The organism is Mesorhizobium sp. LNHC229A00, assembly GCF_000502415.1.
GTDB lineage: Bacteria > Pseudomonadota > Alphaproteobacteria > Rhizobiales > Rhizobiaceae > Mesorhizobium.
Window position 1 is genome coordinate 1 of the sequence record NZ_AYWQ01000031.1, and the last position, 21838, is coordinate 21838.

The following is a 21838-nucleotide window of genomic DNA, read 5'->3' on the forward strand; positions in this document are numbered from 1 at the left end:
GCCGGTCCAGCCGAGGGCTGCCTGCGCCCGCCCTTCCTCGGCCTTCCTGTTGAACTGCTGGCTCGCCACATAGGTGTTTTCGACCACAAGGCCGGTCCAGCTTGTGTTGGCGAGCGTCGCCATCGTCAGATTGACCGCGATGACCACGCCGAAAAAGGCGGGGATGATGGCCAACATGTGCCTGCCGGTGAATTCGCGGGGTTTTCGCGTGGTGGTGCTCATCTGGCGATCTCCGGCGCGTTGAAGGTGGCGGTGTATTCGTTGGACTCGAAACTCGCCTTGTCCTCGACCCGGAGTGTGAAGGTCTGCGCTTCGCCATGGATCTGGTCAGCAGGCAGGCGCACGAAAACCTTCAACATCTTCAGCCGGTCGGGTTCGACCTGGATCGCAAAAGAGCGATCGGCGGGGAGGTCGACGCCAACGATGCTCATCTCTGCGCCGGGCAAGCCCCCAAGGGTGACAATGATCGTTCTTAGTTCGGGGATCATGTTCAGCAGCTTGACGGTGTAGCCATTGCGGATGGAGCCGTCGGACAGCGTCACGAATTGCGGATTGCGATCGTGCAGGACATTGATCTCGAGCCGGTCGCGCGTCAGCAGCGAATAGAGCAGGCCCATGCCGATCAGCGACCACATACCCATGTAGACGTAAGTGCGGGGCCGAAAGATCTTGCGGATATGGAAGTGAGCCACCTTGTCGGAGAACAGGCCATCAGCCGGCCTGACCAGCGACGGTTCGACTGAACTGGAGCCGCCGGCGGTCGCCAGCATGATGTTGGCGTTGTAGTCGGAGAGCGTGGCGTAGGAGATCAGTCCATGCTCCCTGCCTAGCTTGTCCATGACGCCGTCGCAGGCGTCGATGCAAAGCGCGCAGGTGATGCATTCGAGCTGTTGGCCGTCGCGAATGTCGATCCCCATCGGACAAACCGCAACGCAGGCATTGCAGTCGACGCAGTCGCCGACGGGCTGACCTGCGGCGAGTACCTTCTTGGCGTGACGCGATCGCGGTTCGCCGCGCCAGTCGTTGTAGGTGACGGTGAGCGAACTTTCGTCGAGCATGGCTGCCTGGATGCGCGGCCACGGGCACATATAGGTGCAAACCTGCTCGCGCATCAGCCCGCCGAACGTATAGGTCGTCGCCGTCAGCACGGCGACGGTAATGTAGGCGACAGGTGCCGCAGTACCGGTGAAGAGCTCGCCGATCAGGGTCGGCGCATCGGCGAAATAGAAGATCCAGGCGCCGCCGGTCGCTGCACCTATGATCAGCCAAATGGCGTGTTTCAATACCCGTAATGCGAGCTTGCGAGGGCTCCAGGAGGCGGCATCGAGCTTGATGCGCGCATTCCGATCGCCCTCGATGGCCCGCTCGACTACCAGAAACAGATCGACCCATACGGTCTGCGGGCATGTATAGCCGCACCAGGCACGGCCGACAGTCGACGTGATGAGGAAAAGACCGACGCCGGCCATCACCAGAAGGCCGGCGACATAGTAGAATTCCTGCGGCCATATCTCGATGAAGAAGAAATAGAAACGCCGGTTGGCGACATCGAGCAGCACGGCCTGGTTCGGGCTAAACGAGCCCCGATCCCAGCGCAGCCACGGCGTCAGATAGTAGATGCCGAGCGTGACCGCCATCACCAGCCATTTGAACTGGCGAAAGCTGCCCGAGGCCCGCTTCGGGAAGATCTTCTTGCGCGCGACGTACATTGGCTGACGCACCTTGGCGGAGTTGACCGGCGTGGGTTCGATCCTTTCTATTTGCGAGTTATCAAGCACGAGAAGCTCCAGTCACCAGCGACGATTTCGCCGGAAGCCGACTCATCGGTTCTGGATGATGCCGAGGCCCGGCTTGCGCCGGGCCTCGTCGCTTGGCGGGAGGGGGAGGACGAGAATAGGCTTCTGCTCCTATTCTCCGCCGCCAAGCGAATGGATGTAGACCGCCAGTTCCTTGACCTTGGTCTCGCCGAGGCGCGCGCCCCAGGCCGGCATCACGCCCTGTTTCGGCGCGGTGACCTGGGCGGCGATGGCCGCTTCGCCTGACCCGTAGAGCCAGATGGCGTCGGTCAGATCTGGAGCGCCGAGTTCCTTGTTGCCTTTTGCATTGTCGCCGTGACAGGCCACGCAATTTTCGGCGAAGACCTTGGCGCCGGGCGCGACCAACGATTGATCGCCGACAGTGCCGGACAGGCTGGCAACGTAGGTGCTGACCTGTTTGATCTGATCGGCGGTGATGATGTCGCCAAAGGCCGGCATTTCCGACAGGCGCGTAGCCGGGTCGGAGGCGAAGCGGATGCCATGAGCGATCGTCTGCTGGATCTGGTCCACCTCGCCGCCCCACAGCCAGTCGTCGTCATTTAGGTTCGGAAAGCCCTTGGACCCCTGGGCGCCGGAACCGTGGCACTGCACGCAATTGAGCTTGAACGCGGCGGCGCCGGCAGCGACGGCGAATTTGCGCAGCGTGTCATCCGCAGCAATCTCCGAAACACTTTTCGACTCTATTGCGGCGACATATTTGCCCTTTGCCGCTTCGGCCGCGGACAACTCGTTCTTGACTTCGTTGCGGCTGGAATAGCCAAGTACGCCCTTTGTCGCGGAGTGCGACAGCGGCCATGCCGGGTAGGCAATTGTGTAACCGATCGCCCAGACTATGGTCATGTAGAAGGTGATGACCCACCAGCGCGGGAGCGGGTTGTTGAGCTCGCGAATGCCGTCCCACTCATGACCGGTCGTCGAGATGCCGGAAACCTCGTCAATGTGATCGCTGCTCATGATCAGTCCTCCTTCAGAGGAATTTGAGCTGCTTCGCGGGCTTGCCTGCGGCTGCCGGGACGAAGTGCAAAGGCAACGGATCCGATGAAGAAAAGAGCCATGGCAAGCAGGCCCCAGCTGTCGGCAAACTCCCGCATGAAATTGTACGTCATCGCCATTGTCCTCAGCGGTAGCCCGCGGCCTCGTCGTAATTCTTGAAATCGACCAGCGTGCCGAGCATCTGCAGATAGGCGACTAGGGCGTCCATTTCTGTGACCTGTTGCGGGTTGCCGTCGAAGTCGCCGATCTTGGCCTTGGGGTAGCGGGCCTCGAGGCCGGATGTGTCGGCGTTGGGATCAGCCTGCGTCATCAAATCGGCATTGGCGTTAGCGATCATGTCATCGGTGTAAGGGGCACCGACACGCCTGTTTGCGACCAGATGCGTCGAGAAGTCCTTCACCGCGATCGGCGTATCCTTCAGAAAGCCATAGCTCGGCATGATCGATTCCGGCACCACGGAACGTGGGTCCGTGAGGTGCTCGACATGCCAAAGATTGGAGTAGCGATCGCCAACCCGGGCGAGGTCCGGGCCGGTACGCTTCGATCCCCACTGGAAGGGATGATCATACATCGACTCGGCCGCCAGGCTGTAGTGGCCGTAGCGCTCGACCTCGTCACGGAAAGGCCTGATCATCTGGCTGTGGCAGAGGTAGCAACCCTCGCGCACATAGATGTTGCGCCCGGCAAGTTCGAGCGGCGAGTAAGGCCGCATGCCTTCGACCTTCTCGATCGTGTTGTCGAGATAGAAGAGCGGCGCGATCTCGACGATGCCACCAACGGTGACCACGAGAAGCGATCCAACGAGCAGAAGTGTAGCGTTCTTCTCGATCAGCGCGTGTCTGTTCATCAACCTCATTTTCTGTCTCATCATCGCGCAAGCTGGAGGGCGGGAACGGAGCCTGGCATCGGATCCTCCTCGCGCCGGTAGCCAAGGATGGTCATGGCGACGTTCCAGGCCATGATCAGGGCGCCGGAGAGGTACATGGCCCCGCCGATGGCGCGCATTACATAGTAGGGGTGCATGGCGGCGACCGTTTCGGCGAAGGAGTAGACCAGGAAGCCTTGCTCGTCGTATTCGCGCCACATTAGGCCCTGCATGATGCCGGACACCCACATGACCGACGCGTAGACGACGATGCCAAGAGTCGCCAGCCAGAAGTGCCAGGTAACGAGGCGCAGCGAATAGAGTCGTTCACGGTCCCACAGCTTCGGCACCATAAAGTAGATCGCGCCGAACGAGATCATGCCGACCCAGCCGAGTGCGCCGGAATGGACGTGTCCTATGGTCCAGTCGGTGTAGTGCGACAGCGAGTTGACCGTCTTGATCGACATCATCGGACCCTCGAAGGTGGACATGCCGTAGAAGGCGATGGCCATCACCATCATGCGGATGATCGGATCGGTGCGGAGCTTGTCCCAGGCGCCCGACAGCGTCATCAGGCCATTGATCATGCCGCCCCAGGACGGCATCCACAGCATGATCGAGAACACCATGCCGAGCGTCTGCGCCCAATCGGGCAGGGCGGTGTAGTGCAAATGATGGGGTCCAGCCCAGATGTAGAGAAAGATGATTGCCCAGAAATGGACGATCGACAGCCGGTAGGAATAGACCGGCCGGTTCGCCTGCTTGGGTACGAAATAGTACATCATGCCGAGAAAGCCGGCGGTCAGAAAGAAGCCCACGGCGTTGTGGCCATACCACCATTGCGTCAGAGCGTCCTGGACCCCGGAGAAAGCCGAATAGCTCTTCGAGCCCAGGAAGGAGGCGGGCATGGAGAGGTTGTTGACCACATGCAGCATCGCGATGGTGACGATGAAGGACAGGTAGAACCAGTTGGCGACGTAGATGTGGGGTTCCTTGCGCTTCAGGATCGTGCCGAGGAACAGGATGAGATAGGCGACCCAGACAATGGTCAGCCAGATGTCCACATACCATTCCGGTTCCGCGTATTCGCGGCTCTCGGTTATGCCGAGCAGGTAGCCAGTCGCTGCCATGACGATGAAGAGCTGGTAGCCCCAGAACACGAACCAGCCGAGATCGCCGCCGAACAGCCGGGCGCGGCAGGTGCGTTGCACGACATAGAGAGACGTGCAAAGCAGCGCGTTGCCGCCGAAGGCGAAGACGACTCCCGACGTGTGCAACGGCCGCAAACGGCCAAAGTTGAACCAGGGCTGGATGTTGAGATCGGGATAGGCGAGCTGCAGCGCGATGACCACGCCGACAAGCATGCCGATGACACCCCAGAACATGGTGGCGATGGCGCCATAGCGGATTGGCCCGTCCATGTAAGCGGACGGGTCGATCGGCGCGGCAGGCTTGAACTCAGTGTTGCGCAACAGGATCGCAGTGAAGCCAGCCAAGGCGAAGAATAAGACCCACATATGCTGGCGAAAGGGTTCATCCACCCCAGCGCCAGCGGCCACCAAAGCCGCGAATGCGAACAGNAGGATCGCAGTGAAGCCAGCCAAGGCGAAGAACAAGACCCACATATGCTGGCGAAAGGGTTCATCCACCCCAGCGCCAGCGGCCACCAAAGCCGCGAATGCGAACAGGCTTAGAAGCACGATTTCTTTGCCGAATTTCATCGCAAGCCCCGATTTCCAATTCCGGCGGATGCCAAACCGCGGTGCCTTATCGCGCAGCCGTCGCCTGCTCGCCCTGATCCATGTCAGAGCCGCACCATTTTGCTTCGAGCAGCATCGAGTTCGGTGCGATCAGACTCGAATGTAAAAGTGCAGCAGCGGCCGCCGGTTTATGGACAGGCCCGGCGTCCCCAGTTGGGGCCCGGGTATGGAGGCGATCGCGGGCGTGTGGGCAAGCGCACCTTCTGTGACGCTGGTAAGCAGGCCGATGCCTTACCGAACGTCGATCGTTTCAATGCCTTGGAACAGCCAGCGCGAGCGTTGCGCTGCCTTCGTGACATTTATGGTTTGGACGGCGATTTTCGCCTGCGTATGAGGCATATTGACTTCGGCCAAGTGTGGATGCTTCGCCGACGAGCCCAACCGCAACTGGCGTATACGATCGGATGGAGAACGGGCTGTCGCTACGCGATGTCTCCTGAGCCCAACGCGAGCATGCCCTGCCCCGAATGAAGTAAGTGGCGTGGGCCATGCAGCTTCGTGTCATTCAAACGGCTATTGCGCCTCGGCCGCCGCAGCGCCGTTCCAGCCGGCTCATGCTGTCCACGGTGACGCGGCGGTTGTTCTCGATCCGAATCACGCCGTCCATTCTCAGGCTGGTCAGCTGACGGCTCACGGTCTCGTTTGTGATTCCAAGGAAATCAGAGATGTCGGCACGCGTCATCGGCAGCTCGAAGCACGCCGACCTGGCCGCCGGGTCAACATTGGAGTCGATGTTCCGGGCAATCATGAGGAGAAAGCTCGCCACCTTCTCTGGTGCGGTCTTGCGCCCCAGAGTCACCATCCATTCGCGGGCCTCGTCAAGTTCGTTCAGCGCCTGCTTGAGCAGGCGATGCACAAATTCGGGTGAATGCTTCATCATCCGTTCGATGGCCGCTCTCGGAAACGAGCATAGCGAGACAGCTGTTGCCGCTTCCGCATTGATCGCACTTTTCATCTCGAAGGGCCGTCCCAGAAAATCCGGCGCGAACTGGAGACCGACGATCTGCTGGCGGCCGTCCGAGAGGCTCTTCGTGAGCTTCACCACGCCTGAAAGCACGTTTGAATAACAGTCGACCGCCTCGGCGTCGCCGATCAGTTCGACCCCCGGCTCGATATTGTGCCGCGACGACGTCTTGGCGAGCTGAGCCAAATCGTCTGGCTCGAGCGCGCCACAGACACCGCGGCGCCGTGCCTCGCAAGGCAGGCAAAGAACGGGAATGCCGGAACTGTGAATATCCTGCCGTAATGTCATTCGATCGCTCTACCGGTCCAGTGCGGGCAGGATAGCAATCCACGGTAGAAAAATCCTTGCGGCAGTTTGTCCGTGCTGAAGGTTGATCGAAATCAGGGCTTAGGCTCATCCAAGCATCCACAGTTCGGGCGACGCAAACACGGTGGACCACGACATGCGACAAAAGCTAGCTGCCAGACTTGGCGAGAACGTCCCGCGCTATACCAGTTATCCGACTGCGCCCCATTTCCATGCGGGCGTCGATGCCGTCGTTTACCGAGGCTGGTTGGAGGCGCTCGAAGGTGGTGACGAGATATCGCTTTACCTGCATATTCCCTATTGCGACAGGCTCTGCTGGTTCTGCGCGTGCCATACCAAACAGACCCGCCACTACGAGCCGGTGGCCGCTTATCTGCGCTCGCTGTATGCGGAGATCGCCACGGTTGGCGGCCTTGTTACCGGCAAGGGCCGAGTTCGCGCGGTTCATTTCGGCGGCGGTTCCCCGACGATGCTGGAACCTGAGGATATAGTGGCGGTGGGAAGCGTCCTGCGCAACAGCTTCGCCTTTCTTCCCGGCGCCAAGATCAGCGTTGAAATCGAACCCAATGATATGGACGATGCCCGCCTCGATGCGCTTGCCGAAATCGGCACGACCCGTGCGAGCCTCGGCGTCCAGGACTTCGATCCGAAGGTTCAGAAGGCAATCAACCGCGAGCAGAGCTTTTTGCAGACCAAAGCGGTAGTCGACGGTGTTCGTTCGCGCGGCGTCGAATCGGTCAATCTAGACCTGCTCTACGGCTTGCCGCACCAGACGAGGGAGAGCGTCTCCTCCACCGTCGCGCAGGCGCTGACCTTGGAACCCGACAGGATAGCGCTTTTTGGCTACGCCCATGTGCCGTGGTTCAAGAAACATCAGACCATGATAGACGAGGCATGGCTGCCCGGTCCCGCGGAGAGATTTGCTCAATTGCAACTGGCGGCGCGGGCGATCGTGGACCAGGGGTACGAAGCAATCGGCCTCGACCATTTCGCCAAACCCGGCGATGCCCTGGCCCTTGCCGCCCGCGCCGGAACACTGCACCGGAACTTTCAGGGTTACACCGACGATTGCTGCGAAACCTTGATTGGGCTAGGCCCATCGTCCATCAGCCAGTTTCGGCAGGGCTATGCGCAGAACATGCCTTCGACCAGCGAATATCGATGCACGGTTGATGACGGCGGGCTGGCCGCTGTTCGGGGTATCGCACTTTCCAACGACGACCGCGTTCGCGGCTGGATCATCGAACGTTTGATGTGCGACTTCGCCTTCTCGGCCATCGATCTGGTGGAACGCTTCGGCGAGGCCGGCCAGAGGCTCCTCCTTCAGTCAAGTTCCATGGCCCTCCACGATCCGGTTCGATTGCTTGAACTTGATGGCGACAGATTCGTTGTGCCGGCTGAAAGTCGCCCTTTCGTCCGAAGCATCGCGGCCAGGTTCGACAAATATTTCGAAACTGGAACGGCCAGGCACTCGGCGGCAGTCTGAGCACCGCAGAGGAACGGTCATGGCTCTCACTCGATCGTGAACCGATTGCGATCGTTTTCCACTGTTGACCGGCGACCGTCGGCCGAGACGGTTCGAACCGGACCAGACGCGTCTTGGCATGGCGACGATATCGCCCGCTCATGCCCTGCCTGTCAGATCATGGTTGTCGGCGACACTCCCTTCGACCTTGCAAGGAGAATGCAAGGTGCCGTGCAAGCGGCTGACAACACTTGGGCCGGTGGCAGAAGTCCGCAAGCACCCCGGCAGCGAGGTCAACGTTGAACACCCGTTCACCCGAATATGCCGGTGCAGTTCCGGTGGAAAGGGCCTGGCCTAGACGGCTCTCTTGTTACCCCAGAGCATAACGTGCAGCTGCGGTAGCACGCGGGCTTCGAACCATTTGTCGCGGGTCACGCTGTCAACCAGCCACTCCATGCGCTTCAATATTCCGTCAAGGTCGACGGGCGCGTCATCATTTGCCGGGTGTGGCGGCGTGTGATTGCCGGGTTGCAGATAGATCGGAAGTTGCGGAAATTGCGCAGCGGCGTCTTTCGCGTAGGCGTAGTCCCTTTCGTCGAAAACAATGAGCTTGAGCACGATTTGGGGCTTGCCTTGTGCCGCCTGGAGGCACGCCTCGACAGCGGCCCAATCTGTCGTCATTTGGCTTGACGGCGGCTTTGGGCTGAGGATCAGCACGTCAAGGTGCGCAAACCAGTCCCTGGCAAGCGAACCTTGGGTTTCCAGCGCAAAACGGTAACCGTCACCATGGCCTCGGTCGATGAGCGCGCCGAGCGGCTGGATGGCCGGATTGCCGCCTGACAGCGACACCATAAGCGGGCGGCCACCGGAAAGCGCAAGCACATTTTTCCACACCACGCCGACGGACATCATCTCCCATTCATGGCGGAATTGATTGTCCACAGCATGCAGGCTGTCGCACCAGGAACAGCGAAAGTCACACCCGCCGGTTCTGACGAAGATCGTCGGCAAACCTATGAGCACGCCCTCGCCCTGGATCGTCGGCCCGAAAATCTCGCTAACGCGGATTGCGGGATGAGTATTGGTCATGGCCGGTATTCCGCCCAGGTTTTCGGCGTTTCGCTCACCCGCACGGCCGCGGTTTCGCTCAGGCGTGCCTTGCACCAGTCGTAGAAATGTCTGGCCAGATATTCGGCCGTGACTTGCTCGTGTCCCAGCACGTCGTTGAGATGTCGGTGGTCGAAGCTCTCGTCGATGTAGCGTTTGAATGGCGCCAAATCGTGGTAGTCGCGNACGAAGCCGTGATCGTCCAGTCCATCCGCTGAAAGCTCCACTTCGACGATGTAGTTATGTCCGTGCAGGCGCGCGCATTGGTGATCGGATGGCAATGAGGTGAGCTGATGCGAGGCTGAGAAGTGGAATTCCTTGGTGATGCGGAACATTACGCGGTGGTCCTTCGCAGCGCTCCGAGCCAGAAGTCGGAGTCCTCGTACTCGGTTGGGTCCGGGTGGCCAGCGATGTGAAACGCCTCACGCCGCTCGACGCAGGTCCCGCACCTCCCGCAATGACGCTCGGCGCCCTTGTAACAGGACCAGGTCTGCGCAAACGGCGTGCCGTATGTGGCTCCATCCCTAACAATGTCCGCCTTCGTCAGGTTCACATAGGGTGCATAAAGGCGAATCTGCGCGTAGCCGTCGAGCGCGTGGTCCTGCATCATCTGGAAAGCATCGATGAAGCCCGGACGGCAATCGGGATAGACAATATGATCCCCACCATGCACGGCCGTCGCCACCGCGTCAGCGTCTTGTGCTGCGGCGAGGCCGAAGGAAATCGCCAACATGATGGCGTTCCGGTTAGGCACCACCGTTACCTTCATCGTATCTTCGGCATAGTGCCCGTCGGGCACGTCCACATTGTCGGTCAGCGCGGAGCCGGAAAGGCCGCCGCCGATCTCGTGGATATCGATGATTCGCTGCGGGACGCTCAGGCGCTCCGCGCAAAGGGTGGCGAAGCCCAATTCCTTCCTATGCCGTTGGCCGTAATCGAACGATAGCAGGCCGGTAAGCTGGTGCTCCGCTGCCACCTTGTGAGCAAGAGTAACGGAATCCAATCCGCCGGAGCAGACGACGAGAGTCTTCATCGTGGGGTCCTTGTTTTAACCGGGTAGGCTGCGACCGGAGATTTCTCTGCGCTCCAGTACTTCAGGAAAACCATTTTGTGAAGTGAACGGAGACCAGTTTCGTGCGCTTGCGTGCGGTGCGCAAAACGCCCTCGCGGTGAGCTGCAAGGACACGGACTGGTGAGACGTCACGCTTCAGCGGAATGCTCAAGCAAACGCTGCTCGCGGACAAAGTTCTCGACGAGCAGAGCCTGGCGGTTCCGAGCGCCGAGGGACGCCACTGCAACGGTTGCAGGGTACAAGGAGCCCGGATGGCTTGCCGCAAAGATGACCGGCAAACCCTGAATAACCGGTGATGAGCCGACACCTGTGAACAAGCGGTGTGGTCGATTGCAATCACCCATGTCTTGCGCACAGGTACCTTATGTCAGTGGATGAACTGAACTTGATGGTTTTACAGATGGCAGTCGAAAGCGTCCGCTCGCTCTCGTTGAGCTTCGCTGAAAAAGCCGCCGAGATAGCCACCAGGAGCCGCGGCATCCTGCTTTTCGACGTGCGGATCGACCGTGACGCGCAGGTCCAGCGGGTCGCAGCCATCCGATATCACGGCGGCCAATTCGGCGTGCTGGCGTTGGATGTACACGGCCTAGTTACCCACTATTGCATCGTTAACGGTATGTTCTCACATTACATTGCGTCCTTGGAGAGCTGGCACAGGATGCCCCTGTCAATGCAGGCCAAGATGGATGCCAACGGCAATGCCCGTCTCTTCGTAGCCGCGTTGCGGGATGCCGGACATATGCTGGGCACCTAGCATTGGGCGAGAATGCATTTGTGAATTTTGCATGTGCGTCACTGCGATGGCGCCGGCATGATCGTCATGCTCCAAAACGGCTGCGGCCCCCGCGAAGCGGTCGCCGCGATGATGGTGATCAACGGCGTTGCATCGATGCGAGCGTTTAGACAGAGGTCTCCTCCTGGCATCGAGCGCATGCAAGGAGCTACGCAAGCGCAACTGCATCAAGTATTTTGAAGGGACGACCTCATGCATGGAGCTTGCGCTGCATACGGGCGGCGCGAGCCGCGTTGCCATCCAGCAGAGAGGGTGCTTGCGGTACTCTCAATGACCCGAGATCGCAAATGGACGTGGGTAAGCACCAGAAGTGGCACCACCCATGGTGGTCCGCTGGACTCGCTGGAGGAAGCACAAGGTGTCGGCGGGCAGAGCGCAGCGAGTGCCTACCTCGATCTTTCTAGAAGCGCGCCGGCAGCCTGGGCGGGGGGCTTGGGGTTAGACTGCCGGCGCACGCCACTCACGAAGAGCGGCCCCTTTTCGTGGTTCGAACACCCATAGTCAACCCGGAAACGTCAGGATGCCCGCCATGTTATTTTCAGAGCGGCGCGATGCCGGCCATGTTGGCCGATTCAGCCTAGGAGTAGCCACTCTCGTAGGCCGAGTTGATGCTCAAGCGCCAGCATCGCCTCGCCGAACTACCAAGAGTTCGCCGTTACAATCCTTCGTCGCGAGCCGATGCCCTCGTGCACGTTTCGTAGCACTTCGGGCGGCTATATCGCCTTGTTGTTCGCGAGCCCATGTGAAGGGTTCCTGCATCGGAAAGTTGACGAGATTCTCTTGGCGGTACTGCGCCAGAGGCATCCCAACGGAATCAGCGTCTACAATCAGCCGCAAGCTTCACATCACAAGAGCGGTAGTCCACCCATTGCGGATCATCCGACTGATCAGGCGGCGTCCGAAATGTGCGACTCTGCCTCAAGGATTCCCACAGGTATGGAAAGCGATCTCGCTATCCGATCCCGATATCCCTTGTTGTACCTCAGACCTCGCTCGATGTTTTGAATTTCCTCAGCGGCAAGCCCGCTCGCGACCGTCAGGTCCTCGATCGAATACCCAAGGTGCTCACGATAAGCGCGGACGATGTGGGTCCCCTGCGACATAGCCGTCAAGACTGGTTCGGGAATGCGCGAATCGTTCATAAACATCTCCAAGAACATGGGAGCTCCCTCGGGAGATACCCCCCGGCGGCGCAGACCAAGCAAATCAAAAAATGGACGTCCATTCAGCCGGACCGGCCTCATCCATGGAATGGGCCGCCTGAATTAGGAGCTGGGTCGGAATATGGCGGCTCACCTCCTTCTAATCAAGAAAGCCAACGGCGAGAATTATTCGCGAAGGATCGCAGGTCCGATGCGCTACAGCCGATCAGGCCATCTCAGGAGGGGGCCCTGGAACTCTGAACACCAACTCGAACTCCCGGTACGGACACTGCTTCCTTCGGCCAATCTCCACCGGCGGCGGAGCGAAAGACCCACCCTTGAAAGCCCCCGGCTGCGTGCTGACGTCGGCTCTAGGAAGCTCGATCGCCCTGTGCCCCGATCGACCGGCCGAAAAAAGGGATTCCAAATTCCAGCAAACACTGGTCATCTGGTTTTCATCCGGATCCAGACAAAGGGTAGCTTTCCATCGAGAGCTTCGCCATCTGTACAGGTTCACAATCATTCGACCGTGACCGATTTTGCGAGATTGCGCGGCTGGTCTACATCTGTCCCCATGAAGAGCGCCGTGTGGTAGGCAAGAAGCTGTATCGGCAGCGAGAAGATCATTGGCGCGATAATCTCGTCGACTACCGGCAGCACGAGCGTGTGCATGGTGTCGAGTTTCGATGCGGCTGCCCCATTTTTATCGGTGATGAGGATAATCCGCCCTCCACGGGCAGCCACTTCCTGCATGTTGGAGACGGTCTTGTCGAAAAAGCGGTCATGGGGCGCGATGACGATCACCGGCATGTTCTCGTCTATCAATGCGATTGGCCCGTGCTTCAATTCACCCGCTGCATAGCCTTCGGCATGGATGTAGGAAATCTCCTTGAGCTTCAGCGCTCCTTCCATCGCTAGCGGGAAACTGGTGCCACGGCCGAGATACAGGACGTCACGACACTTTGACAGTTCGCGCGACAAGAACTCGATCTCCGGCTGGATGCTGTTGAGTACCTGGCCCATGACGCGCGGCAATTCGGCGAGGCTCCTGACGAGTGCCTGCAGCTCGCCTTCGGGGACGGTCCCGCGGGCTGTGGCGGCGCTGATGGCGAGTGCGGCTAGAACGGCAAGCTGGCACGTAAAAGCCTTGGTAGAGGCGACGCCGATCTCCGGTCCGGCAAGGATCGGGAAGACCGTATCGGCCTCCCGAGCGATGGTCGATTCGCAGGCATTGACGATAGCGCCAATTTTCAGCCCACGCTCCTTGCAGTACCTCAACGACGCAAGCGTATCGGCGGTTTCGCCGGACTGCGAAATGAAAAGAGCGGCCGATTGCGGCGGCAACGGGATGTCGCGGTAACGGAATTCGGACGCAACGTCGATTTCAACCGTCAGGCGCGCATAGCGCTCGAACCAGTATTTTCCGATCAGTCCGGCGAAATAGGCGGTCCCGCAGGCAGAGATCGCCAAGCTCGGAACCTTGGCGAAATCGATGCCAGGAACCATGTCGCAATTCTCTATGTTCGTGTAATGACGGAGAGTATGGGAGATAACCTCGGGCTGCTCGTAAATCTCCTTCTCCATGAAGTGGCGATGGCTGCCCTTGTTGGCCAGATCGGCTGCGGCCGTGGAGATATGGCGCGGACGCTCGACGGGATGGCCGTCGATATCGAAGATATGGGCGCCCGAATTGCCGACAACGGCCCAGTCGCCGTCTATGAGATAGGTAATTTCGTTGGTGAAGGGAGCAAGCGCGATCGCGTCGGAGCCCAGGAACATCTCACCGTCGCCGTGACCAATCGCCAGCGGTGGTCCGTTGCGCGCCGCCGTGATGGTCGACGGTTCATCTTCGAAGAGCACGGCAAGCGCATAAGCTCCCCGTACGCGTTTCAGCATGGCACGCGTCGCTTCTTGCGGCCTCATGCCCTCCCGTCGGTATCTTGCCAAGAGATGCGCGACGACCTCGGTGTCGGTGTCGGTCTGGAACTTGGCGCCCACCGCCGCCAATTCGTCCTTCAGCTCGGTGAAATTCTCGATGATGCCGTTATGGACGACGGCGACACCGTCGGTAAAGTGCGGGTGCGCATTGCGTTCCGTCGAGGCCCCGTGGGTTGCCCAACGCGTGTGGCCGATGCCGATATTGCCGCTCAGCGGCTCTTCCTTCAGTCTCCTCTCGAGATTGACGAGCTTGCCCTCGGCGCGCCGGCGATGCAAGGCGCCCTCAATGATCGTCGCAACGCCGGCGGAATCATAGCCGCGATATTCCAAACCCTTCAACGCGCCAACCAACCTATCCGACACCGGCTGTTGCCCAACGATGCCAACAATCCCGCACATGTTCGTCTCCGCATTCTTTCGGGCAGCTTCAGAGGCGAGACGGATACCCACCGGCCGCTTTATGACGGACCTTGTAGTAGTATTCCGTAATATTGGTACAATTGATTGTAGTGATAGCTACCATCCACCTCATGGATAAGGTCGCGTCTTGGGCCCTGACCTAACTTCCATTCGTGCCTGACGCTCTTATGACGATCGCAAACTCACACACGCGGCAGGATCACGCCGTGAACGGTGAATCCTCAGAGAGGCCAGCAGGCCTTGGACAGCGGACGTACGACGCCGCGCCCCGCCGATCTGGCAGCCGATGTTGAGCAAGGCGTCATCCCACAAGGTGACATGCTCGGCCCTTCGGCGGTCTAGCTTCGCCTCGTCAGGGCGCACGGCGAAACTGTATCGTGGGGCCCAACGCCAACGACCGCTTTGCACTACAACGTCTGGTGAGGGCGAAGGCGACTGGAACCGGGCTCGCCTCGGGACGCTATTCGGACAGGAGAAGGCCTACCGCATCATTGCCATTCTTGACCGCGAGCGCGCACGTTTGCAGACACGAGCGGAATCGTCACGCGCAACTCCGAGACGGCAGCCCGCGCGGCGGCCATGTAGGACATCGCGCAAAAGCCGGCCCTGGCATTTTCCGCTCGGCACTCAATGTTCGATTAGCGTACTCAGCAGATGCGGTGGACAGGATTATCGGTGTCGCAAAGTGCGCATCTCAGCGTACATCAAACTCGGAGCTGGCGCGTCTGCTTGCGTCCATCGATCCGGCCATGGGTCTCGCGAAATGTGCAACTCATCCAAGTCGCGTTACGCAGGTGGGATAAGCCATCTAACCTCGATTCAAACAGGCACTCATGCGCTGGCTGGAGTAATGACGAGACTCATTGCACCAGCCCAGTTCAAAGCATGTGTAGACAATCGCTTTGGGCGCCGAACAGATCGATTGGCGGCATAGCCTTATCTTGCCTCACAAGACTGCGGTCCGGGAAGGCTGTTTCGGGACTTTCGAAATCAGCGGATCACAGGCTCGCCATGGAAGCGGCGACGCGATGGAGGAGAAACGCCGAAGCCAACTTCCATCATCAGCCGTGGCCTGTGCGCCGGCACGGTGCCCATATGGAACCCGAACGGATCCTCGACGAAACCGAAACCGGCCTCGCCGGTCAGCGTGACCGGGCTCTGCTTGCCGTACACGTCCAGAATCTCTTGGGCGGGATGGCCGACGACAAGCGTAAGTTGGTGCTTGAGGGCGCGGCGATCATGGCTGCCGCGAACATAGACATGCGGGCCGGTCCCCTCGTCGACGGGCACCAGATAGAAAAAGAACTTCAGCATCCGCCAGTCGTCCAGGTCAAAGTGGTATTTGCCGAGCGAAGCCAGGTTCTTGTCGGCATCGGAGGCCTGGCCGGTCGGGAAACTCCACCAGACGCGCGTTGTGATCAGCGTCGCCTGGCCGCCGAGATAGTGCGCGGCGATATCCATGAGCAGCGGATCGTTTTGGATGGCAACGGCCGAGTTACAGCCCAGAATGCGCTCGAAATAATGGCCGCTGAGCAACGGACGGCCAAACCGCGCCTCAGCCTCCACATGCTCCGCCGGCATGAATTCGAGTCGGCGATCGAAATTGCCGAAACAAGGTGTGCACCTGGCGAATGCGGCTACATCTTCAGCCACCATTGTTGGCAGGACGAGGCCGGGAAAAAGCCCATCCATCCGCAGCGCGTCGACAACGTCGTGGCAATTGACACCGGCAAACATCGTGTCCAGGGCTCTTTGCGACCTTCGGACCGGCTTTGCACCACGCCAGTGCATTCTCCGTGCCGGCATGGTGCGCGCCAACATGAACATGGGAAGCCACGCCGGGTTCTCGCGAACATCCGACAGGTAGGTCGGAATGCGTACGGCTATGCGACGCAGCTTGCTGCCGTTTCGCGCGATTGTCTCAAGGCTTGCAGCGCCGGCTTTGTCGGGGTTCATAACGGTCATCGGGATCCTCAGGGCATGAATGCACTTATCGACGAAGCGTTGGGTCCCAGTGCTTCGCCGAAACCCGATTCGCCGCGGAAGAACTAGGCGCTTGCCACGTTTTGTGCAACGCACAATTGCAGTGAGCAATGGAGGTTGCGCGTTCGAATAAGACAATCACAACCACCCCAATTACCTCAGGAACTGTCTGTAGCCGCCGCCCATCAGGTAGCGGCCACGTTGGATGGCGCGACGTACCTGATCGCGAAGATGGCCACCTGGATGACGCCAATCTTCTTCGACACGGCATCTCCCGAACAAAGCAATGGCGACCTCCTGATGAGATGCTCCCGCAAGCGAGCCATCCAAGGCCTGGAGTACGATACCCAGGCGCGCTCCGCGGTGTTCCGGCGGAAAGCGTGCAACTGACAGGCGGCCGCAACCGTTGACGTCATTCAGGAACTGAAGGGCAGCGACATGGAACTTGAAGTGCTGCGGCTGAACGATTGCGTCGACATATAGCCGCAACGGGCCGAGGACGGACGCACCGGAAACGGCGATCTGCAGACTCCGACAGTTCTCTCTCAGCAGCACGTGCTGCACGCCCGCAGCTGTCAGCAGGATGTCCTTGCAGCATGAGAGCGAAGAAAGATGAAGCGGTTCAAAATCGTGGTCGAGCCCAAGCGGCTCCGCGGCCGCTCGTAGAATACAGGCGCAATCGCGCGGATCCCAAAAAACCCTTGCCGATGTAGCGTCCGACTGTGGCGCGTCCGCGAAAAAGAAGGCTCCATTGTCTTAGGAAAGCTGATCCTGTCGTCAACTCGATTATCTGCATGTCGCCTTGGGGTCCGACAATGCAGGCGGACGGTGCCATTTTGGCGTGGTCGCGCTGGAATTGTGGATTGCGCCGAAGAAACTCCCAGGCCCAGCCAGTGCGTGGCAATCGTCTGGCGTAGTGGTAAGCGTCCTGGCGCCGCCAGTCCGGCCAGCATACAAGACCGACCGTCGCTTCCTTGGACAGACCAGCATCCTTCATGGCTCAGGTGTCCACTATGGCGCTATGCTGACGGGCCCAGAACCGGTTGCCACAGTACCGGTCCGCTCAGACGTCCCCTGCTGCGGATGCGCAAAAGGCTCGCGTGAGAAATCTCGAGAAATCCAGCCACCGCCTCCGTTTTGCCGACGGACTTGGGTTGTCCGATGCGTGACAATGGCCACGTAGCCAGGCGGAGGATCCGCTCCATGCGCGTGTCCGTCACCGTTACTATTCGGGTCAGATCCTTGGCCAAGCCGAACTCGATCATGGCCGCGAAGAGCTCGTAGNTTCAGAGCATCAAACGAATCGGATTCCATCTGGTCTTCGGTATCAACTTCCCAATCGAGCCTTTCCTTGAACACCCGAAACCTGAGCCCGTGCATCTCTTTGAGTTCGCCTGCAAACTCGTTGTAAAAGCCTGGTGTTATCAGTTGCATCATGGTCGCCTCCATGTGGGATGTGTTCCCGCCATCGAAGGGCAAAGCTGACAGCGATGCAGCCTGTAGAGGTTTACAGGTATCGTGGCTGAAGAATCAGGATCTCGTCTGGCCGGAGGCAGCCATGCGTGCAACGGCCTGGTTGATCGTTCGAACGCCAAACTTTGCCTTGGCGTTTTCCAAGTGAAAAGTCACGGTGCGCTTTGAGACGCCGAGAAGCTGGCTGATATCCCAAGCCGACTTGCCGCGCGCCGCCCATTTCAGGCACTCGAACTCCCGCGGGGTGAGCGTTACACCATCCACCACGCGATCGTCGGCGAGCCTGCGCCGGACGTGGATATGAAAGTTGATGGCCACCAGCTGCAATGCTTTTTCGTAACGTGCCAGTGACCGTAAAAGAGGCGGACGGGACTCGTCGGAAGCAAAGGTCAGGGCAGCAAACCGGCCGAGATGATCATGCATGGACATCGTCAGGCCGCCGCAGATGCCAAACTCAGCCGCACTCTCCAGAATTTGTTGCTGCGAATTCGGCAGACAGTGTCGAGCGCGATCCACACCCCAATCGAATGTATCCCAGCCTTGGAGCCCGCGCAGGATGACCGGATCAAGACTGTGGTACCGCTGTTGCAGATAACGTGATGTCCAGCATGAAGGATAGTTTGAAATCAATTGGGGGGCGTCGCCGGAGGCCGACGGGTAAGTGAAATAGGCGAATAGCGGGAAGTCGAAGCCGGCTGCAGCGGAGGCCATTGCCTCACAGAGATCGGCAGCATCAACACTTGCAGACAGTTGCTCGACGAAGTTCTCAAACACGCGATGCATTTGCCCTGTGCGTAACCTCCGTTCGCTCAATGCCAGGCAGAGACCTTGTTTTTAGATCATCCCGGACGGATACAGCGCGTGCCGAGAACGTGGCTAATCTGTTGAACCAATCCGAAATAGTCTGACGTTATCTATGAGACGTGTGCCGCCGAGCCAGGCCGCGGCAAGCAACCGTGCCGGTCGATCAAGGCTTGTCATCGGGTGCAGATCTGCCTCTTCGCGAAGTTCCAGGTATTCGACCTCGCGATAGCCTGCAGCCAGAATTGCTGCGCGAGATTCTGCAAGCGTTGGCAGGACGGGTGAGCCGCGCCCAAGCCGCTCAGCCGTCTTGAGCAGGACCGATGATAGCTTGGGAGCAACAGCGCGTTGCGCTGGCGAGAGCCGCACATTGCGCGATGATAGCGCAAGACCGTCGGCTTCACGGACTGTCGGACAGGCAACAATGGTGATTGGAATATCCAGATCCCGGGCCATGCGCCTGACCAGGTGACTTTGCTGAAAGTCCTTTTCGCCAAAGAAGCCGAAGTCAGCGCTAGTCTGCAGGAAGAGCTTGGCGACGACGGTCGCCACGCCATCGAAATGTCCCGGCCGGAAGGCACCGCACAGGCCCTCGCTGACACCGGACACCGAAACGGTGGTGGCGAAGCCCGCCGGATACATCTCCTCTGCATCTGGCGCATAAAGCAGGTGCGCGCCAACCGGTGCCAGCTTGGCGGCATCCTCGTCCTCAGTGCGCGGATACGCGGCAAGATCGGCCTGGCTATTGAATTGCTTCGGGTTGACGAAGAGCGTCACGATCACACGGTCTGCCTTCTCGAGTGCAGCGCGCACCAGGCTGAGATGGCCCTCATGCAGGACGCCCATCGTTGGCACCACGGCAATCCTCACGCCCTCGCGGCGCCATGCGGCGACGATTTCGCGAAGCTGGTCAACGCTCCTGACGATCGGCACGCTCACGCTGCTTCTCCGCTCTTCGTGGCGTCCGTGTCGGCGGGCTTGGGCGCATCGGCAAACACGTGCTTGGCGGCCGGAAACTGGCGCTCCTTCACCTCGTGCGCATAGGAAGCGATCGCAGCCGCAGCCGCCTCCCCCAGTTCGGCATAGCGCTTGACGAATTTGGGTCGGAAGTCGCCGAAGAGGCCCAGCATGTCGTCGACGACGAGAATCTGGCCGTCACAGGCTGCCGAGGCACCGATGCCAATGGTCGGGGCCGCCACCTCCCCGGTGATCCGGCGGGCGAGCGCTTCAGGAACCTTTTCCAGGACGACCGCAAAGGCGCCCGCTTCGCTCACCGCAATTGCGTCGCGCCTGATGCGCTCGGCATCCCCGCCCCTGCCCTGCACGCGGTAGCCACCGATGGCGTTGATGGCCTGCGGCGTCAAGCCGACATGAGCCATGACGGGCACGCCGCGTGCGGCGAGGAAGCCGATCGTCTCTGCCATCGTTTCGCCGCCTTCGAGCTTGACGGCCGTGCAGCCGGTCTCCGACATGACGTGCGCAGCATTTCGGAAAGCCTGCTCTGGGCTTTCCTCGTAGGAACCGAACGGCAGGTCGACCACCATCAGCGCCTGCTTGATGCCACGGCGCACCGCCTGGCCGTGCGTGATCATCATCTCCAGCGTGACACCGAGCGTCGAGGGCAGGCCGTGGAGAACCATGCCGACGCTGTCGCCGACGAGCACCACATCACAATGGGGATCGACAAGCCGGGCGACTGGGGTGGTGTAGGCGGTAAGGCAGACGAGCGGCGTCCCACCTTTGCGCGAACGAATATCCGGCGGTGTGATCGCCTTGGTGTCACCAAACGCGCTCAATGGATCCTCCTTCCCCTACGTTACCAACCGCGGGTGTCGCCTTTGGCACATTTTTGTGCAGGTGCGAAGAGCTAAAAATGCCCGCGCAGCTGTGGGGTGTTGACGTGCCGACAGGCGCGCTTACACTAAATCGATTAAGGTCCCCCGAGCTGGCCAAGTAATTCGCGAACATGGACGATCAGGCAATACGACTCAGGAAAGACAGAGCCGCCGTCAAGGCCGACGACGTCAAAGTGGACCTGATCGCCCTTGTCGTCGCCGTAAACGACAGTGAACCCTGTGTCCTCACCATCGGCCAGTCAGACACCTTGCCCTCTGGACCCTTTGCGCTTGAGCACCGATCGCTGCAATCCGGCTTGAGGGGGTGGGTCGAGCAGCAGACCGGCCATCGGCTGGGGTACATTGAGCAACTTTACACGTTCGCTGATCGGGATCGCATCGGCGCCGAGCGCCAGCAGCGCGTCATCTCCATCAGCTATCTTGCATTGACCCGCAAGGAACAGGCAGCGGGCTCGCCCAAGCGCGGATGGCAGAGTTGGTATGAATATTTTCCATGGGAGGACCACCGCTCCGGCACGCCTCCGGTCGTGCTGGACGTTCTGCGACCACGCCTGATTGAATGGGCAAACGGCGTCCGCGATGCGGCCACGCGACGTGAACGCTGGCAGCGGGCGACGATAGCCTTCGGCTTCGACGACCGCCTTTGGAACGAGGAACTCACGCTTCAACGCTATGAGTTAGTCTACGAAGCAGGCCTGGTCCAAGAGGCCGTAAGAGGGCGGGACGCGGCGCCCCCTCCGCTGGTGCCCAGCAAGTCCATGGTCGCCGATCATCGCCGCATCGTGGCGACCGGCATTGCGCGGCTGCGCTCCAAGATCAAATACCGGCCGGTCGTCTTTGAGCTGATGCCGCCGGTCTTCACGCTTTTGCAGCTGCAGCGAACCGTCGAGGCGCTCGCCGGCAGGCTCATCCACAAGCCGAACTTTCGCCGACTGATCGAACAGCAGGAGCTGGTCGAGGAGACCGGAGAGGCCACCGCTGAGACCGGCGGCCGGCCAGCGAAGCTTTTCCGTTTCCGCCACGCCGTTCTCGACGATAGGCTCATCTCCGGGACAAAATTGCCGCTGGCGCGGGGTTGACATC

20 protein-coding genes and 1 pseudogene are annotated in these 21838 nt (G+C 60.0%); 3 read left to right on the forward strand and 18 right to left on the reverse strand.

Going from position 1 to position 21838, the window contains the following annotated elements:
* From X742_RS141625 to X742_RS141595, 7 genes are all read right to left on the reverse strand, one after another.
* On the reverse strand, positions 1–222 hold a 222-nt coding region (locus X742_RS141625), incomplete at its 3' end, for a FixH family protein (RefSeq protein WP_023775305.1).
* Positions 219–1778 carry a cytochrome c oxidase accessory protein CcoG gene (gene ccoG, locus X742_RS141620; RefSeq protein ID WP_031248697.1) on the reverse strand — a complete coding sequence of 520 codons (1560 nt, stop codon included), beginning with the start codon at positions 1776–1778 and terminating at the stop codon, positions 219–221. The genes X742_RS141625 and ccoG, both read right to left, overlap by 4 nt.
* A 129-nt stretch (positions 1779–1907) precedes the next feature.
* A complete protein-coding gene (gene ccoP / locus X742_RS141615; protein WP_023775307.1) occupies positions 1908–2771 on the reverse strand; it encodes a cytochrome-c oxidase, cbb3-type subunit III in 864 nt (287 codons plus the stop codon).
* 2 nt (positions 2772–2773) lie between these two features.
* Positions 2774–2923 (reverse strand): cbb3-type cytochrome c oxidase subunit 3, encoded by a 150-nt coding sequence (locus X742_RS141610; RefSeq protein WP_031248699.1) that lies wholly within the window; start codon positions 2921–2923, stop codon positions 2774–2776.
* 11 nt (positions 2924–2934) lie between these two features.
* On the reverse strand, positions 2935–3666 hold the full coding sequence (gene ccoO / locus X742_RS141605; protein ID WP_031248700.1) for a cytochrome-c oxidase, cbb3-type subunit II: 732 nt from the start codon (positions 3664–3666) through the stop codon (positions 2935–2937).
* A gap of 11 nt (positions 3667–3677) precedes the next feature.
* The gene (gene ccoN / locus X742_RS141600) at positions 3678–5300 is read right to left on the reverse strand and encodes a cytochrome-c oxidase, cbb3-type subunit I (protein WP_051407799.1); all 1623 of its coding nucleotides are present in this window, start codon (positions 5298–5300) and stop codon (positions 3678–3680) included.
* 640 nt (positions 5301–5940) lie between these two features.
* Positions 5941–6687, reverse strand: coding sequence for a Crp/Fnr family transcriptional regulator (locus tag X742_RS141595; protein WP_023775312.1), 747 nt, complete (start codon positions 6685–6687; stop codon positions 5941–5943).
* A 154-nt stretch (positions 6688–6841) separates the two neighbouring features.
* Between X742_RS141595 and hemN the strand changes: the two genes are divergently transcribed.
* Entirely contained in the window at positions 6842–8191 is a 1350-nt protein-coding gene (gene hemN, locus X742_RS141590) for an oxygen-independent coproporphyrinogen III oxidase (protein WP_023775313.1), read from the forward strand.
* 333 nt (positions 8192–8524) lie between these two features.
* On the opposite strand, the gene queE is transcribed toward hemN, so the two are convergent.
* The 3 genes from queE to queC form a co-directional block, all read right to left on the reverse strand.
* The gene (queE, locus tag X742_RS141585; protein WP_023775314.1) at positions 8525–9259 is read right to left on the reverse strand and encodes a 7-carboxy-7-deazaguanine synthase QueE; all 735 of its coding nucleotides are present in this window, start codon (positions 9257–9259) and stop codon (positions 8525–8527) included.
* Complete coding sequence (gene queD / locus X742_RS141580) at positions 9256–9612, reverse strand: 6-carboxytetrahydropterin synthase QueD (protein WP_023775315.1); 357 nt, start codon at positions 9610–9612, stop codon at positions 9256–9258. The genes queE and queD overlap by 4 nt, the downstream gene beginning before the upstream one ends.
* A complete protein-coding gene (gene queC, locus X742_RS141575; RefSeq protein WP_031248702.1) occupies positions 9612–10310 on the reverse strand; it encodes a 7-cyano-7-deazaguanine synthase QueC in 699 nt (232 codons plus the stop codon). Before queC ends, queD begins: the two co-directional genes overlap by 1 nt.
* 403 nt (positions 10311–10713) lie before the next feature.
* Between queC and X742_RS141570 the strand changes: the two genes are divergently transcribed.
* Positions 10714–11103 (forward strand): hypothetical protein, encoded by a 390-nt coding sequence (locus X742_RS141570; RefSeq protein WP_023775317.1) that lies wholly within the window; start codon positions 10714–10716, stop codon positions 11101–11103.
* 926 nt (positions 11104–12029) lie between these two features.
* Here the strand turns inward: X742_RS141570 and X742_RS141565 are convergent.
* The 8 genes and pseudogenes from X742_RS141565 to panB form a co-directional block, all read right to left on the reverse strand.
* Positions 12030–12284, reverse strand: coding sequence for a helix-turn-helix domain-containing protein (locus tag X742_RS141565; RefSeq protein WP_023735822.1), 255 nt, complete (start codon positions 12282–12284; stop codon positions 12030–12032).
* A gap of 519 nt (positions 12285–12803) precedes the next feature.
* Positions 12804–14621, reverse strand: a complete 1818-nt coding sequence (gene glmS, locus X742_RS141560) for a glutamine--fructose-6-phosphate transaminase (isomerizing) (protein WP_031248705.1) — start codon at positions 14619–14621, stop codon at positions 12804–12806.
* A gap of 1011 nt (positions 14622–15632) precedes the next feature.
* A complete protein-coding gene (locus tag X742_RS141555) occupies positions 15633–16607 on the reverse strand; it encodes a hypothetical protein (RefSeq protein ID WP_031248707.1) in 975 nt (324 codons plus the stop codon).
* Positions 16608–16778: 171 nt separating this feature from the next.
* Positions 16779–17180, reverse strand: a complete 402-nt coding sequence (locus X742_RS1000000173435; RefSeq protein WP_245275652.1) for a DUF2285 domain-containing protein — start codon at positions 17178–17180, stop codon at positions 16779–16781.
* Between the two features lie 464 nt (positions 17181–17644).
* Positions 17645–18062 (reverse strand): annotated as a pseudogene (locus X742_RS01000000170965) (acyl-homoserine-lactone synthase).
* A gap of 93 nt (positions 18063–18155) precedes the next feature.
* The gene (locus tag X742_RS141550) at positions 18156–18881 is read right to left on the reverse strand and encodes a LuxR family transcriptional regulator (protein WP_023775322.1); all 726 of its coding nucleotides are present in this window, start codon (positions 18879–18881) and stop codon (positions 18156–18158) included.
* A 93-nt stretch (positions 18882–18974) separates the two neighbouring features.
* Positions 18975–19838 (reverse strand): pantoate--beta-alanine ligase, encoded by an 864-nt coding sequence (gene panC, locus X742_RS141545; protein ID WP_031248709.1) that lies wholly within the window; start codon positions 19836–19838, stop codon positions 18975–18977.
* Positions 19835–20695: a 3-methyl-2-oxobutanoate hydroxymethyltransferase gene (panB, locus tag X742_RS141540; RefSeq protein WP_023775324.1), complete on the reverse strand. Its 861-nt coding sequence runs from the start codon at positions 20693–20695 to the stop codon at positions 19835–19837. The genes panC and panB overlap by 4 nt, the downstream gene beginning before the upstream one ends.
* A gap of 170 nt (positions 20696–20865) precedes the next feature.
* Here panB and X742_RS141535 point away from each other — a divergent pair, with 170 nt between their 5' ends.
* Complete coding sequence (locus tag X742_RS141535) at positions 20866–21834, forward strand: membrane protein (protein WP_023775325.1); 969 nt, start codon at positions 20866–20868, stop codon at positions 21832–21834.
* Positions 21835–21838 lie beyond the last annotated feature (4 nt).